Source organism: Enterobacter cloacae complex sp. HYC074_NIDB, from assembly GCF_056673345.1.
Genome location: NZ_CP114214.1, coordinates 1577985 through 1593732 on the forward strand (window position 1 = coordinate 1577985; position 15748 = coordinate 1593732).

The 15748-nt window shown below is 54.4% G+C and carries 17 protein-coding genes; 10 read left to right on the forward strand and 7 right to left on the reverse strand.

The genetic code is table 11. The features are described 5' to 3' along the window. Positions 1-47: 47 nt before the first annotated feature. From O1724_RS07735 to O1724_RS07755, 5 genes are read left to right on the forward strand one after another with little or no spacing between them, the layout of a single operon-like run. The gene (locus O1724_RS07735; RefSeq protein ID WP_060579560.1) at positions 48-1082 is read left to right on the forward strand and encodes a fimbrial protein; all 1035 of its coding nucleotides are present in this window, start codon (positions 48-50) and stop codon (positions 1080-1082) included. A gap of 20 nt (positions 1083-1102) precedes the next feature. Further along, complete coding sequence (locus O1724_RS07740) at positions 1103-1621, forward strand: fimbrial protein (protein WP_126297414.1); 519 nt, start codon at positions 1103-1105, stop codon at positions 1619-1621. A gap of 43 nt (positions 1622-1664) precedes the next feature. Continuing rightward, complete coding sequence (locus tag O1724_RS07745; RefSeq protein WP_052685721.1) at positions 1665-2174, forward strand: fimbrial protein; 510 nt, start codon at positions 1665-1667, stop codon at positions 2172-2174. Positions 2175-2220: 46 nt separating this feature from the next. Further along, positions 2221-2898 (forward strand): EAL domain-containing protein, encoded by a 678-nt coding sequence (locus tag O1724_RS07750; protein ID WP_060579562.1) that lies wholly within the window; start codon positions 2221-2223, stop codon positions 2896-2898. Positions 2899-2948: 50 nt separating this feature from the next. Next, positions 2949-3503: a helix-turn-helix transcriptional regulator gene (locus tag O1724_RS07755; RefSeq protein ID WP_157846200.1), complete on the forward strand. Its 555-nt coding sequence runs from the start codon at positions 2949-2951 to the stop codon at positions 3501-3503. Between the two features lie 159 nt (positions 3504-3662). Here O1724_RS07755 and rimO read toward each other — a convergent pair whose 3' ends face one another. Continuing rightward, positions 3663-4988 (reverse strand): 30S ribosomal protein S12 methylthiotransferase RimO, encoded by a 1326-nt coding sequence (gene rimO, locus O1724_RS07760; RefSeq protein WP_022647549.1) that lies wholly within the window; start codon positions 4986-4988, stop codon positions 3663-3665. Positions 4989-5204: 216 nt separating this feature from the next. On the opposite strand from rimO, the gene bssR reads away from it, so the two are divergent. Together bssR and O1724_RS07770 are read left to right on the forward strand one after the other, a co-directional pair. Then, complete coding sequence (gene bssR, locus O1724_RS07765; protein WP_003858412.1) at positions 5205-5588, forward strand: biofilm formation regulator BssR; 384 nt, start codon at positions 5205-5207, stop codon at positions 5586-5588. Positions 5589-5694: 106 nt separating this feature from the next. Next, positions 5695-6813: a PQQ-dependent sugar dehydrogenase gene (locus tag O1724_RS07770; protein ID WP_032608921.1), complete on the forward strand. Its 1119-nt coding sequence runs from the start codon at positions 5695-5697 to the stop codon at positions 6811-6813. On the opposite strand, the gene O1724_RS07775 is transcribed toward O1724_RS07770, so the two are convergent. Continuing rightward, positions 6814-7440: a glutathione S-transferase family protein gene (locus O1724_RS07775; protein WP_003858411.1), complete on the reverse strand. Its 627-nt coding sequence runs from the start codon at positions 7438-7440 to the stop codon at positions 6814-6816. It abuts the gene before it with no gap. A gap of 243 nt (positions 7441-7683) precedes the next feature. Here O1724_RS07775 and dacC point away from each other — a divergent pair, with 243 nt between their 5' ends. Continuing rightward, a complete protein-coding gene (gene dacC / locus O1724_RS07780) occupies positions 7684-8889 on the forward strand; it encodes a serine-type D-Ala-D-Ala carboxypeptidase (protein ID WP_022650677.1) in 1206 nt (401 codons plus the stop codon). Between the two features lie 86 nt (positions 8890-8975). Here the strand turns inward: dacC and deoR are convergent, their stop codons facing one another. The 3 genes from deoR to O1724_RS07795 all read right to left on the reverse strand — a co-directional run bounded on the left by deoR (position 8976) and on the right by O1724_RS07795 (position 11146). After that, positions 8976-9734: a DNA-binding transcriptional repressor DeoR gene (gene deoR, locus O1724_RS07785; RefSeq protein ID WP_022650678.1), complete on the reverse strand. Its 759-nt coding sequence runs from the start codon at positions 9732-9734 to the stop codon at positions 8976-8978. 67 nt (positions 9735-9801) lie between these two features. Next, the gene (ybjG, locus tag O1724_RS07790; RefSeq protein ID WP_003858405.1) at positions 9802-10410 is read right to left on the reverse strand and encodes an undecaprenyl-diphosphate phosphatase; all 609 of its coding nucleotides are present in this window, start codon (positions 10408-10410) and stop codon (positions 9802-9804) included. Positions 10411-10417: 7 nt separating this feature from the next. After that, the gene (locus tag O1724_RS07795; protein ID WP_022650679.1) at positions 10418-11146 is read right to left on the reverse strand and encodes a phosphatase PAP2 family protein; all 729 of its coding nucleotides are present in this window, start codon (positions 11144-11146) and stop codon (positions 10418-10420) included. A gap of 167 nt (positions 11147-11313) precedes the next feature. Here O1724_RS07795 and O1724_RS07800 point away from each other — a divergent pair, with 167 nt between their 5' ends. Beyond that, positions 11314-12546, forward strand: coding sequence for an MFS transporter (locus O1724_RS07800; protein WP_023315707.1), 1233 nt, complete (start codon positions 11314-11316; stop codon positions 12544-12546). A gap of 524 nt (positions 12547-13070) precedes the next feature. Here the strand turns inward: O1724_RS07800 and O1724_RS07805 are convergent. Next, positions 13071-13883 (reverse strand): Cof-type HAD-IIB family hydrolase, encoded by an 813-nt coding sequence (locus tag O1724_RS07805; RefSeq protein ID WP_022650681.1) that lies wholly within the window; start codon positions 13881-13883, stop codon positions 13071-13073. After that, a complete protein-coding gene (locus tag O1724_RS07810; protein WP_058672684.1) occupies positions 13873-15087 on the reverse strand; it encodes an MFS transporter in 1215 nt (404 codons plus the stop codon). Before O1724_RS07810 ends, O1724_RS07805 begins: the two co-directional genes overlap by 11 nt. Before the next feature lie 82 nt (positions 15088-15169). Here O1724_RS07810 and O1724_RS07815 point away from each other — a divergent pair, with 82 nt between their 5' ends. Beyond that, positions 15170-15721: a TetR/AcrR family transcriptional regulator gene (locus O1724_RS07815; protein ID WP_022650683.1), complete on the forward strand. Its 552-nt coding sequence runs from the start codon at positions 15170-15172 to the stop codon at positions 15719-15721. Positions 15722-15748: the final 27 nt, after the last annotated feature.

Below are 15748 nucleotides of genomic sequence, written 5' to 3' on the forward strand. Positions count from 1 at the left end.
TACATTTTAATTCCTAGTTAGGCTAATTTTTAATAAAGGCATTTACAATGTTTAAACATTTTCGCTATCTAATAATGCTTTTGATTTTCTTGCCAATTTATAGTCAAGCATGTGTTTATACTTATATCGGCTCGCCCTATACTGTAAATTATGGGGATATTATTGTACAAAGAGATACGCCTATTGGATCACCAATAAGCAGTGTTATTTATGGAACAATGGCTAAGACTTATTCTTGTGTATCTTCGGGAGCGGAGGGGTCCACGGCGGGTATCAAAAGCGGTGTGCTCCAATATGCACTAACTTCCTCTGGTAGTGCAAGGATATATAAAACTAATTTGCCGGGTGTTGGTATATCTTTTGGTGTAAATCTCAATACTTCAGCAGGATCGTCATCGTGGAGCGGAAGTGGGATTATTGGTATTCCCGGACCTATTAACGTATCGCCTGATGTTTGGGCGCTTAACTGGTATACATATAATACAAACGAAACTAACACTTACAATTATCAACCAAGAATTCAGTTTTGGAAAATAGGTCCCATTACGTCAGGAATGGTTACAGGTCAAATTGCATCATTTATTGCTAATGAAAATAATTCGGCTACGGGTGCCTGGGTTCGGGAAGTACCAATATATATCGGGAGTGGTTCGATAACACAAGTAGCCTGTTCAATCAGTACTCCCAATTTAACATTTCCAATTGGTAACGTTTTGGCAAGTAGCTTTGCTTCTACAATTGGAACTGTACCTTCTGGGGCGCAGAACACTCAGAATTTAGGCTTAAATTGCGATGCTGGAGCCAATATAAACGTCATGCTTCAAGGTACCCAAAACCCTGACGTCGGCACCACTAGCGTATTAGCCTTAACAGGCCAGGGAAATGCAGATGTGGCAAAAGGTGTCGGTGTCCAGCTGTTATATAACGGCACACCATTAACATTAAATAACCGAATTGTGCTGAAACAATCCGCAGGCGGCCAGGAAACTTTCCCGATAACCGCCCGCTATTATCAGACCAAAACCAGTGTTTCTACGGGTAAAGCTAACGCAGCGGCCACCCTTGATTTAACGTACCAATAATAGATAAAGGAATGAGAAAAATGGCGAAATTATCAATTATCGCAGCCAGTACCCTGGGTCTGATGGTAGCTAGTCTTAATACATATGCAGGCGACCCGGTCACACTGAATATTACCGGCAACGTCATTGCCTCTCCTTGCCAGGTAAGCAGCGACAGTATTACGAAATCTGTCGATCTTGGGCAAAATATCCAGGCATCCTCGCTGCAAACCGCAGGTGCGGCCACCGATTGGGTCAATTTTGATATCAACCTGAACAGCTGTCCGGCAGGAACGACGAAGGCCATTATGACCATGCATGGCACCGCCGATCTCAATAATCCGGCTGATATGTATCGTAATACCGGCACCGCAACCAACCTGGCCGTTCAGTTACAAAGTCAGGCAGGGGATCAACTGGGTAATACCAAAACGATTTCCGGAACTATCGCCAGTAATGCCTATACCTACAAACTGCGGGCACGTGCTTATACCCAGAACGGCGGCGTGATGCCAGGCAGTATTAGCTCGGTGGTTACGGCAACCTTTGAATATCAATAGCCTGAATGCGCTCCAGCCTGCTGGAGCGCAACGGAGATTTCACATGCTTAAACGTAAATGGCTTGCCAGCGCATTCATGATGATGTTGCCATGGCTATCCTATGCTGATGCGTCGCTGACGCTGACCGGTAACGTGGTTGCCAGCCCCTGTACGGTGGATACCGATACGGTTAACAAAACTGTGGATTTAGGTACCCTGCAACGTCGGGATCTGCAAACCGCAGGAGAAGGCGGGGAGTGGCAGGACTTCGACCTGCTGCTCACCAATTGTCCGGCCGGAACGACCAAAGTGACGGCTATAGTTAGCGGCACGCCCGATACCCAGGACGCCACCGCATGGAAAAACAGCGGCACCAGTGACAACACGGCGCTTCGGATCGCCAGCCGCGATCGTAGCCAGACAGTTGCACCGGGCGATTCGCTGGCTCAGAACGTTAACATCAGCACGCGTTCAGCCTCATTCCTCCTGTCGGCCAGAATGTTTACCCCACAGGGCAGTGCCACCGCTGGGACATTCCAGTCGGTCATCAACGTCGATTTTACCTGGCAGTAGATCACTTTCCGGCAATAAACCTCTGATATTTATTTAAAGGTGCACTATGCCTTATCGTTTATCCTTTGAAAACGCGGTACGCGGAATACGTTTTCAACCTATTTATTCCGTGGCTGAAAAAGCAATTAAAGCCTGGGAGATATTAAGTTTATTGCAGCCCGGAATTAATCATGAGCAGTACTTTGCTTCACAATCGCATCAAGCCTGTCTGAATATCCTGTGCTGGCAGTTGCAGATTATTTATAAGATGAAAAACAAAAAGCGTTATTATTTAAACGTTCCTGCCAGCCTGCTTTGCTCTTCGCAGGCTGTTCAACTCCTCCTGCCCTGGCTACGGGAGGGGATTATTCTCGAAGTCCAGGATCCGCACGAGTTTATTTCTCTTTCCTGCTCTGAACGCCGGGCGTTTAACGCCCATGTCAGGATGATCAAATCCATGGGAGCTGAACTTTGGCTGGATGATATCAAGCCGGATCAGTTCAGCGATTTAGCCGATGATCTGGCGCGATTCGATGGCGTCAAAATTGATAAAAGCGTTATTCTGGAAGAGCCTTCATCCTTAAGCTCGCTGATTGCAGATTGCGCCCGATACGTTCAATTCGTGCTCGTGGAAGGGGTGGAAAATAGCCAGCATTATGAAATTGCCGAGGAGAGTGGAAGCCATTTTCTCCAGGGATTTATGTGGCCTGAAGAGCAATTTTATATCAGCTATACATCGGTTTGAACATGCTAAAGATTTTAATAAATGATCCGGACCTCCTGTTTCGAAGAGGTATGAAGTACTTTCTAAGCGATTTTTTCTGTAAGCGGTTTAATCGTCATGTTGAATTTATCACCGACTATACATCGGAAAATATTGCTGACGCGGATGTGATTATTCTTTCGCTTTGCAATGGTGAACGTTATATCTGTCTTCCGGAACTCCGCGCGCGGCAAAAGGGTATAATAATTGGTTTAGTTGATGAAGAAGATGATTCCCGAATTTCTCCATCCTGCTTTGCCGATATAGTCTATATCCTGCGGCGCGAACCGCTGAGTGAAATTACGCGAAAACTTACTTTCGCCTGGCAAAAATGGATAGAGATCCAGGAATTTCAAGGTTATAAATCGTGCTTCGGGTGTAAACATGTTTCGCTGTCTCTCACCCAGCTTGAAATAATCACCGGATTGAATAAAGGATATTCTTTTCAGGAGGTTGCGATAAATATGAATATCACCTATAAGACAGTTACAACGCATAAATATTTGATAATGCGAAAATTTTGCTTGAGAAATGATTATGACCTGTTTCGCTTTTTAGGCAGGCTGAACCAAAAAAGCGCAATCTAATTATTACAGTAAACGCCTCAACAAAAGCATAGATAATCTGCCGTTGCGCTGCTACCCTCGCGCAATTGCGGTCATTGTACAACCCTGACCGCAAGAGCTTATCGGGACCAGGTTATGCCCGATAAGCACAGCATCATCAGTCGTTATTCAAAGAGGAGATTAAACCCGGCTACCCCACAAATCATACTCGTCGGCGTTTTCGACCTTCACGCGAATAATATCGCCCGGCTTGACGTTGGTTTCCCCGTTCAGGTATACCGCGCCGTCGATTTCAGGCGCATCCGCCATGCTACGGCCAATCGCGCCTTCTTCATCCACTTCGTCGATAATGACCAGAATTTCGCGGCCCACTTTCTCCTGCAAGCGTTCAGCAGAGATCTGCTGTTGCAGCTGCATAAAGCGGTTCCAGCGCTCCTCTTTGACCTCTTCCGGTACCTGGTCCGCCAGCTCGTTGGCCGTTGCGCCTTCAACCGGGCTGTACTTGAAGCAGCCGACGCGATCCAGACGCGCCTCTTTCAGGAAGTCGAGCAGCATCTGGAAATCTTCTTCGGTTTCACCCGGGAAGCCGACAATAAAGGTGGAGCGCAGGGTAAGATCCGGGCAGATCTCACGCCACTGCTTGATGCGCGCCAGCTGGCGGTCAACGGAGCCAGGACGTTTCATCAGCTTCAGAATGCGCGGGCTGGCATGCTGTAGCGGGATATCCAGGTACGGCAGGATTTTGCCTTCCGCCATCAGCGGGATCACATCGTCAACGTGCGGGTAAGGATAGACGTAGTGCAGGCGCGTCCAGATCCCGAGCTTAGCCAGCTGCTCGCACAGGCCGACCATGCTGGTTTTCACTGGCTCGCCGTTGTGGAAACCGGAACGGTGTTTAACGTCCACGCCGTAGGCGGAGGTGTCCTGGGAGATGACCAGCAGCTCCTTCACGCCCGCGTCGGCCAGGCGTTTGGCTTCTGCCAGCACCTCGCCAATCGGACGGCTCACCAGATCGCCACGCATCGACGGGATGATGCAGAAGGTGCAGCGATGGTTGCAGCCTTCGGAAATTTTCAGGTAGGCGTAGTGGCGCGGCGTCAGCTTCACGCCCTGTTCCGGCACCAGGCTCAGGAACGGGTTGTGCTTTGGTTTGGGGACGTAGTGATGAACATGTTCCAGCACCTGCTCGTAGCTGTGCGGGCCGGTGATCTCCAGCACTTTCGGGTGAACTTCGCGGATCTGATCCACCTTCGCGCCCAGGCAGCCGGTGACAATCACTTTGCCGTTTTCCGTCAGGGCTTCACCAATAGCTTCCAGTGACTCCTGGACCGCGCTGTCGATGAACCCGCAGGTGTTGACGATCACCATGTCGGCGTTGTCGTAGCTTGGCACCACGTCATAGCCTTCAGTGCGAAGTTCAGTCAGGATGCGTTCGGAGTCCACCAGGTTCTTCGGGCAGCCCAGGGAGACAAAGCCGATTTTCGGCGGGTGCGTAACATTGCTCATAGGTTAAAAATTCATCAATTATGGAGTTATCAGGGCGGGATTTTACAGCGTATCGCAGGGGATTTATACACTCTTGATGGCGCAGTTGAGGCCGGCAATCGTTGTAACATTGTAAAGAATGTTAATCAGTTATCGTTTATTGATCCCAGGCATTACATTGTACAAAAAATGACCTTATTCTTAATGAGGTAACATGGCTGACAGAGGAGGAATAGCATGTCCGTTGACAGACTGAAACGCGATCTGCTTAACAAGCTGATCAACGCCCGAATCGACCTGGCTGCATATCTGCAACTCCGCAAGGCGAAAGGGTATATGTCAGTCAGCGAAAGCGAAAATCTGCGTGATAACTTCTTTGAACTTTGCAATTTCATGCGTGAAAAAGCACCCATCCTGAAAGCGCACTACGCTGAAAGCGAATTAGTGGCGCTGCGCCGCGCCGCCGAGGTGCTCTCCATCGCCGGGGTCTGTTTGATGAACGGACGTCACGACTGCCCGAATTTTATTGCCGTTAACGCGGAGAAGCTTGAAAACTGCCTGACCACGCTCGCGCTTTGCATCATGTGTCTGAACAAGCCGGAAACGCTTGCCCGGCACTGAACCCGGGGGAGGCAACTCCCCCTTCTGATTAAGCTTTTGTAAAAGTGGTAACGCACCCGGGAACAGTGGCTAATCTTTAAGCCATATGTCGATAAAGGAGTGCGTTATGCCTCGATCCTCGCTGATTTTCCTTCCAGTCTTGTTATTCCCGCTTTCACTGCTTGCAGCGCCTGAGACGGTTAAGGTCGACGTGCTACAGACAAAACTGGATCACCCCTGGTCGCTGGCGTTTCTGCCAGATAACAAGGGGCTGCTCATCACGCTCAAAGACGGGCAGCTTAAGCACTGGCAGGCAGGGAAAGGGCTCTCCGATCCGATTGTCGGCGTGCCGAAAGTGTGGGCGAGCGGCCAGGGCGGACTGCTGGACGTCGCGCTGGCCCCGGATTTTGCACAATCACGGCGGGTCTGGCTCAGCTTCGCCGAGGCAGGTAATGATGGCAAAGCGGGTACCGCGGTGGGCTACGGGCGGTTGAGCGATGACCTGTCGCGCATTGAGGGCTTCCAGGTGGTGTTCCGACAGATGCCGAAGCTCTCTACCGGCAACCACTTTGGCGGACGGCTGGTGTTCGACGGCAAAGGCCATCTTTTTATTGGCCTGGGTGAAAACAACCAGCGCCCGACGGCGCAGGATCTGGACAAGCTTCAGGGCAAGGTGGTGCGCCTGACGGAGGACGGAAAAGTGCCACCGGATAATCCGTTTGTGAACACCGCCGGTGCGCGCCCGGAAATCTGGTCCTATGGCATTCGCAACCCGCAGGGAATGGCGATGAACCCGTGGAGTGACACGCTGTGGCTCAACGAACACGGACCACGCGGTGGGGATGAGGTTAACATTCCTGAGAAGGGCAAAAACTACGGCTGGCCCCTGGCGACGCACGGGATCAATTACAGCGGCCTGAAAATCCCGGAAGCGAAAGGCGAGCACGTTGAGGGCACTGAAAAACCGCTGTTTGTCTGGAAAGTGTCGCCCGCCGTCAGCGGCATGGCGTTCTACAACAGCGACGTCTTCCCGCAGTGGAAAAACAAGCTGTTTATCGGCGCGCTGAAGGAGAAAGACGTCATCGTGCTGAGCGTGAAGGGCAATAGCGTGACGGAGGATGGGCGAATTCTTGGGGATAAAGATCAGCGTATCCGCGATGTGCGCGTCGGGCCGGATGGTTATCTGTACGTGCTGACCGACGAGACGGACGGGCAGCTTTGGAAAGTCAGCCCGTCCGGGTCGTAATCAGGTCACCGGGATCATCACCACGTTGCGATACGCCGGGCGCTCGCTGAGCTGCTGGATCCAGCGCTCAAGGTGAGGGCGCGGGGTCCAGCTGAGACCCATGTTAGTGAGGTTCCAGACGAAGGGGGCGACGGCGATATCGCCCACGCCGAACGTGTCGCCGGAGAACCAGGTATGCTTCGCCAGTTCGTCGTCCATCATCGCAAACAGCGACTCACACGCATCCTGGGCGGCATGAATGGCGGGATAATCACGATCGGCTTCCGGCGTACGGATAAGCCCCATCAGGATCACGCGGTGCGTGGGGGAAAGCGTCTGGTTTGCCCAGTCCATCCATTTTTCGCCCTGCGCGCGCTGGGCCGGATTTTCAACCCACAGGCGACCCTGGCCGTACTGCGCGGCGAGATAACGCACAATGGTATTGGACTCCCACAGCGTGGCGTCTGTCTCGTCATCGCGCAGCAGCGGCACCAGCCCGTTTGGGTTCATCGCCAGATAGTCGGCGTCTTTATTCACCCCGAACGCCATGCCAGCCATAATTTGGTTGAACGGTAAATCCAGCTCCTCCAGCGTCCAGAGCACTTTCTTCACGTTAGTCGAATTGTTCCTGCCCCACAGCGTAATCATATTTACTCCCGATGAGATGTGAATCCGAGTCAGCTTTTCGCCATGGTGAGATAAACCTAACAATTACGCAACAGATGCTAAAAAAAACGCCGCAATCAAAGCGTATCTGAATGTTATTGCATAAACTTTAAAAACTTTACCTGGAACAGGTTTCTTTGAAGGCTGTAGTGCGCTATTACTCATCGCTTCTTGCGACACGGTGATTGTGACGTGATTTTTAGAATGGACACTCGGGTGGCATTTATGACGCAAAAAACTTCTTCTCTGCGCAGCCTGGCGGCAGGCTCGGCGCTGCTTTTCCTTTTTGCCCCAACGCTTCATGCGGCGGAACAGACAGCGCCCGAAGCGCCGCCTGTTGATGCGCGCGCCTGGATCCTGATGGATTACGCCAGCGGGAAAGTGCTGGCGGAAGGTAACGCCGACGAAAAACTCGACCCGGCGAGCCTGACGAAAATTATGACCAGCTATGTGGTCGGCCAGGCGTTGAAAGCGGGCAAGATCAAGCTGAATGACATGGTCACCGTCGGGAAAGATGCCTGGGCGACCGGTAACCCGGCGCTGCGCGGCTCGTCCGTGATGTTCCTGAAGCCCGGTGATCAGGTCTCCGTTTCCGATCTGAATAAAGGGGTCATTATTCAGTCGGGAAATGATGCCTGTATTGCGCTGGCCGATTACGTCGCGGGCAGTCAGGACTCATTTATTGGGCTGATGAATGGCTACGCGAAAAAACTGGGTCTGACCAATACCACCTTTAAAACCGTTCACGGCCTGGATGCGCCGGGTCAGTTCAGTACCGCGCGCGATATGGCGCTGCTGGGCAAAGCGCTGATCCATGACGTTCCGGATGAGTACGCCATCCATAAAGAGAAAGAGTTTACCTTCAATAATATTCGCCAGCCTAACCGTAACCGCCTGCTCTGGAGCAGTAACGTTAACGTGGACGGCATGAAAACCGGTACAACTGCCGGGGCCGGATACAACCTGGTGGCTTCTGCGACGCAGGGCGATATGCGCCTGATCTCGGTGGTGCTGGGCACGAAAACCGACCGCATTCGTTTTAACGAGTCAGAAAAACTGCTGACCTGGGGTTTCCGCTTCTTTGAAACCGTCACGCCGATTAAGCCGGACGCCACCTTCGTCAGCCAGCGCGTCTGGTTTGGTGATAAAAGTGAAGTAAACCTGGGGGCAGGTGAAGCGGGGTCCGTCACCATTCCACGCGGCCAGCTGAAAAACCTGAAAGCGAGCTATACCCTGACCGAGCCACAGCTGACCGCGCCGTTAAAAAAAGGCCAGGTGGTCGGGACGATAGATTTCCAGCTTAACGGCAAATCCATTGAGCAGCGTCCGCTGGTGGTAATGGAAGCGGTGGAAGAGGGCGGCTTCTTCAGCCGGATATGGGACTTTGTGTTAATGAAATTCCACGGCTGGTTTGGCAGCTGGTTCAGCTAAGTTTTTGCCGGGTGGAGCTGCGCTTAACCTGCCTACGTTCGAGCCGTTGTAGGCCGGGTAAGGCGAAGCCGCCACCCGGCATAACCTCAATACATCAACTTCACCTGCTGCGCTTTCGCGTATGCCACCAGCTCATCATCCGGGCGGCAATCACTGACGATGGCGTCAAAGCGCGACAGCTCTCCCATCCTTGCCGGACGGACCTTGCCAAATTTACTGTGATCAACCACCAGCACATGCTGCTGTGCGGCGTTGAGCGCCCACTGTTTCACCGGTAACTCTTCAAGATTAAAACAGGTTGCCCCCTGTTTCACATTCACGCCCGCCGCAGAGTAAAAGGCGATATCCGGGCATACATTGCTCAGCGTGTCCTGAATATTCAGCGGTTTGAAAATGGCGTTGCTGGCATGAAATTCGCCGCCACACAAAATCACCCGGCACGCCGGTTTCTCCTGCAAGGCCAGGAAGGTGTTTAGCGAATAACAGACGGCGGTAAAGGGAACGGTGCTGTCGATGGCCTCGATGATCCACGGGGTTGTCGTACCGCAGTCAAAAAACAGCGTTTGATGCGGCTGCACCAGCGAGGCGGCGAGCCGCGCGGCTTTGCGCTTCTCCTCCACCAGGCGTGTTTTTTGATCGCTTAACAGATAATGGCTGGCGCTACGCGGCTCCAGAACAATATACCCGCCAAGCAGCACAACGGGGGCGCTGTCGCTGTTCAGATCGCGACGAATGGTCATTTCAGACACGCCAAGCAGGGTAGCGGCTTCCTTAAGATGCAGCTTATCGCTGCGCTTCAGCGCCTGGAGCAGCTGAGCAATGCGGTCATCGCGACGTGTTTCCATAGATCCTCGGGCTAAAAAAGTGAGCCCCCGCAGGGCGGGGGCTCAAGTGTAACCTGACGGACCGGGGTTAGTCACGTATCCAGCCTTTGCGGATCGGAAGGGCAAACAGAACGCGATAGGCCTGTGATAATCCACGATAAAGCGCCGGACCAAAGAGGCTCCACAGGATGGCTGCGCTGACGCAGCCCATCAGCCCCACCAGGAAACCGCCGACCATATCCAGCGGCCAGTGCACGCCCAGGTAGACGCGGGACCAGGCGATGGCGACCGCCACGCCCATCAGCACTACGCCGGACCACAGGCGATGCCAGAACAGGAAGGCCAGCGCAAAGGTGAAGATCACCGTGCCGTGATCGCTCGGGAACGAGTCGTCCGGCGCATGGTGCAGGAAGTTGTAGCCGACGCGATCTACAAACGGACGATCATGTGGGAAGGCGTGGCCCAGCACGTAGCTTGCCAGCACGCTGACGCCGATCGCCATCGCCATTTTGATCACCAGATGGCGCTGGGCGGTGACCTGTGTACGAGGTCCCCATAACCAGAGGATCACCGCCAGCGCCGGTACAATGCTGATCACATCTTTCGCAATGAAGGTGGCGAGATCGATCATCCATTCCGGTGACGACGGCGTGGCGTTGAGCAGGTAAAACAGTTCGTAGTTCAGATTTTCTAACATAATCTCGTTACTCTTTAGCAAACCAGGCGGAAACCAGCCCGTAAACCAGCACCTGGGAAAACCAGACCCACCACCCGGCCCACAGGTTGTGAGAGAAAAAATGCGCGCCGCGCATGACCTGCCCGAATCCCATCAGCAGCCCCATAACAACGCCCAACGCGACAAAGGTCCAGGCCAGGCGTGGACGTTCACGCCAGAAGGCAAAAAACAGCCCCATCACCATAAACCCGCTTGAGGCGTGGCCGCCGGGAAAGCAGCGTCCCGGTCCGCTGTCGGCCGGAATCGCGCTGAACAGGGGATACGAGACGGCTTTGCCGCCATACTCCACCAGATCCCACGGACAGCTGTGGTGGCTCATGCTTTTCAGGGCTCCTACAACGAGCGCGCCCAGACCCATCAGAAGCGCGGCCGTCACCAGCCGGGCATTGCGTCTGTAAGCCCCGTAAACCAGCGCGATGACGGCCAGGGCAATGGCCACATATTTCGCCAGCCGATGGTTGAGCAGATCCAGCAGCGGATTTTGCTGTAGCGGGAAATGATGCGTCGCCGCGTCATACCAGAAGCCGGTGATCCATCGGTCAAGCGATTCATCGCGCGAAAGCCAGGTAAAAAGCAGCGCAAGGACGATCAGCACGAAAAGCTGATAACCATAAAAGCGGGCAGGCAAACGGTAAAGGCGTTTTGTCTTATTTGTCGGTAACTTAGATAATTCTGAAGGGCTGACGGCGTGTGTCATAGTTTCGGTCAATAACGTGAAATAGCACTATCATAAGGAGGGCAACTTAAGGAAACCTTAAACAACAACGATAAGTGCGTTATTTCTGTTTTTTCACGTTAATTTGCTATCTCAGACAGCGGCAATTCATTACACTCATCGCGATTTTTTCATATTAAAGAGATTGCATGATAAACCGTTCTTCTTCCGGTAATCGTCTGGGTCGTCAGGCGTTACTTTTTCCTCTGTGTCTGGTGCTTTACGAATTCTCTACCTACATCGGCAACGACATGATCCAGCCAGGCATGCTGGCTGTGGTTGAGCAGTACAACGCAGGTATTGAGTGGGTACCTACATCGATGACCGCCTATCTCGCGGGCGGCATGTTTTTACAGTGGCTTTTAGGGCCGCTGTCGGATCGTATTGGCCGCCGCCCGGTGATGCTGACGGGCGTGGTATGGTTTATCGTCACCTGTCTCGCCACGCTGCTGGCGCAGAACATTGAGCAGTTTACGTTGCTGCGTTTCCTTCAGGGCGTGAGCCTGTGCTTTATTGGTGCCGTGGGCTACGCCGCTATTCAGGAGTCGTTTGAGGAGGCGGTATGTATCAAAATTACCGCGCTGATGGCGAACGTGGCGCTGATTGCACCGCTTCTGGGGCCGCTGGTGGGAGCCGCATGGGTCCACGTCGCGCCGTGGGAAGGGATGTTCGTGCTATTTGCCGCGCTTGCGGCCATCTCTTTCTTTGGTCTGCACCGTGCGATGCCGGAGACCGCCACCCGCCTGGGCGAAAAGCTCTCGCTTAAAGAGCTGGGGCGTGATTATAAGGCGGTGCTGAAAAACGGCCGTTTTGTCGCGGGCGCGCTGGCGACGGGCTTTGTCAGCCTGCCGCTGCTGGCGTGGATTGCCCAGTCGCCGGTCATTATCATCAGCGGCGAACAGCTTAGCAGCTATGAGTATGGCCTGTTACAGGTGCCGATTTTTGGCGCGCTGATTATCGGTAACCTGGTGCTGGCGCGTCTGACGTCACGCCGTACCGTGCGTTCGCTGATTATTATGGGCGGTTGGCCCATAGCGGCAGGGCTGATTATTGCGGCGGTGGCGACCGTAGCCTCGTCTCATGCGTACCTGTGGATGACGGCGGGGCTGAGCATTTACGCGTTTGGTATCGGCGTGGCGAATGCCGGTCTGGTACGCCTGACGCTGTTCGCCAGTGAAATGAGTAAAGGCACGGTCTCTGCCGCGATGGGGATGCTGCAAATGCTGATTTTCACCGTCGGAATTGAGGTGAGCAAGCATGCTTATGCGTTTGGCGGAAACGGGCTCTTCAGCCTGTTCAATCTCGCAAACGGTGTGCTGTGGGTAGGTCTGATGGTGGTGTTCCTGAAGGACAAACGCGTCGGAAACGCCCTGCAACCGTAATCCTTATTCCCTCTCCCCCGTGGGCGAGCTCGGGACAGTTCCCTCTCCCTGTGGGCTGAGGGATCCCCAGTAATTTGAAAGCAAAAGCGATAACGTTGCCTCAGAATAACTGAGGGCTTTCAGCGATGCCTCGGTCCGGCTGTAAATCGCTGAGGCGTTTCCTGTAGGCCGGGGCGAGGCGCAGGGATGCGCCGAGAGGGCGGGCTTTACAGGGATGTTACCTCCGCCCGTCCCCGATAAGCCGGAAGGAATAAGCCGAAGGCACCGCGAAGCGGCGATTTTCCGCCGGGAGCCCGGGTCGCCAGGGTGGTGGCGACTGAGCCACCCTGGCACGTTCACCGCTCATGTCGCTACAGAGTAGCAAGGAACATAAAGTGAACGGAATGACCACCAGAGCCGTATGTTCCCCCTCACCCCAGCCCTCTTCCTCAAGGGAGAGGGGGCCGTCTGTGCAGGCATTATTTTGTGGGGAACCCTCAGCCCTGTGGGAGAGGGTTAGGATGAGGGCACCAGAGCGCACGGAATCAATTAAACGGCGCCTCCCCGTCCAGCACCCTATCAATTACGTCCAGCACCCCTTCGTCATTATTGTTCGGCGCTTCATAGCGGGCCACCGCCTTAATGTGCGGTCTGGCATTGGCCATCGCGAAGCCAAACCCAGCCTGGCGCAACATCTCCACGTCGTTACCGCTGTCGCCAAAGGCCACCACTTCACTGTCCTCAATGCCCCAGCGCGCTTGCAGGATCCGCAGGCCGTTAGCTTTGTGTACGCCGGGGATAATCAGGTCGATACTACCGTGTCCCGTGGTCACCGGCACCATGATGTCGCCAAGCTTCTCATGCAGCAGCGCCTGAATGCGCGGAATTTCGTCGTCAGAGACGTTTAGCCCGAATTTGAAGAAAATATCGTTGAGGTTGTCAAAGCTGCTGACGCTTTCAAGGCGGTGATAGTATTTCGCAGCAATCTCTTTGAAGAGGTCGTTATACGTTTTCAGCGTGTAGGCGCTGTTTTTTCCGCAGGCAATTATCTCAATGCCGGGCACGTCGTTTAACAGGGTGGCGACGGTCAGAAAATGCTCTTTCGACAGTTCGCCGTTAAACACGTCTTCGCCCGCATCTACCACCCAGCCGCCGTTTTCGGCGACGAAGGCAATTTCATGGGCGATCTCCGGGAAAAATGAGATCAGCTGGTAGTACTGGTTTCCGCTGGCGACCACAAAACGGATGCCTTGCGCTTTCATGCGCGCGTACTGCGCCAGAAAACGCGCGCGGTTATAGGTTTTCGCATCGCTCAGGAAGGAGCCATCCATGTCGACTGCAATCAGTTTAACGCTCATATCCCTTCTCCATTGACGTTGTTTCTGCTTCCGGTTTTGCCACCGCTCGCGCCACCAGGGCGGCAATAATGACTAACCCTAATACCACCAGCATCGCGCTGCGTAACCCGTAGTGCTCACCGAGGAATCCAAGCAGCGGCGGGCCCACCAGGAAAGCGAGGTAGCCCGTGGTCGCCACGACGCTCACGCGCGTCGGCGCGTCGGGGCCGGTATCGCTGGCAGCGGAAATGGTCAGCGGGAAGCCAAGGGAGGCGCCCAGTCCCCACAGGATCACCGACACGCCGGCAATCCAGTCCACATCCACAAAGATAATCATCGCGATGCCCAGCCCGCCCAGCAGGGCGCTGGCACGGACGACAGCCACGCGGCTGTAACGGTCGATAAACCAGCCCCCGGTAAAGCGTCCGACGGTCATGCCGAGCGTAAACCCGGCGTAAATCAGCGAGCCGGAGGTGGGGCTAAATCCGTGCCCGTCCACCATCAGCAACGGTAGCCAGTCGTTGGCGGAGCCTTCAGCAAACGCCATCGCCAGCACTACCACGCCAATCAGCATCAGCTGGAAATCGCGATAGAAAGGCAACCCTTTTGCCGCAGTCTTCTGTTCGTCCGAGGCGTTTTGTCCTGTGCCAGCGGGAATAGCCCTGATGCCGGTGAGGATCGGGATAATACAGACCAGCGCCGCGAGTAAAATGTGCACATTGGCCGCAATGCCCAGCGCCGTCAGCGCCATCCCTACGCCCGCGCCCGCCAGCGTGCCGAGGCTGTAAAAGCCATGCATCATCGGCAGCACCGTTTTGTTCATCGCCTTTTCGACGGCGGCCCCCTCGACGTTAATGGCCACTTCCGCCGCACCAAAGCTGCCGCCAAATACCATCAGCCCAAGGGCAAACATCAGCGGCGAGGCGAACCACAGCGCCACGCTCAGACCGAGCATACCTACCACGGCGCAGCACATGGTGGTGCGGATCACCGCCCGCGTGCCAAAGCGCTTCACCAGCCAGGCCGAGCAGAGGATGCCGCTCATCGAGCCAATCGACAGGCCAAACAGCACGATCCCCATCTCCGCCGTCGAGACGGACAGCGTATCGCGGATTGCCGGGGTGCGCGTTGCCCAGGAAGCCATCAGCAGCCCGGGGATGAAGAAGAACATAAACAGCGCCCACATGCGCAGATGCAGGGCTTTGCGAGGAGAAGTTAGCGTCATTGGGATCAGCACCAGAAGTACAACAATAGCGACAACACTAGCAACTTTGTGTACATTTGTACACAAACTGGATGAGGATTTTATGAGCAGACCACCGAACGACCCTAACCGCCGCGAGAAGATACTCCAGGCGACGCTGGACACCATTGCTGAGCACGGTATTCATGCCGTCACGCACCGCAAAATTGCCACCTGCGCAGGCGTGCCGCTGGGGTCGATGACCTACTATTTCGACGGGATGGAGTCGCTTCTGGAGGAGGCATTCACGTGGTTTACGCAACAGATGTCTCAGCAGTACCGGGATTTCTTCGCGGGGGTGACCGGGCGGGAGAGGGCGTGCGAGGCCATTACCACGCTGATCCACAGTTCAGCCGTGACCACGCCACACAATATGGCGCTGATGTATCAGTTATACGCGTTTATGCACCGCAGCGCCGCGCTGAAAACGGTGATGCAGGACTGGATGAAGATGAGCCAGACTACGCTTGAGCAGTGGTTTGATCCGGCCACCGCCCGTGCGCTGGATGCGTTTATCGAGGGGATGACGCTGCATTTTGTAACCGACCGGTCGCCGTTAACCCGGGAGGAGATCCGGGTGATGGTGGGGCGGATTGCAGGCGAGGATACCGTCTGATAGCGCTCGCACCGGCCACGCCTGATG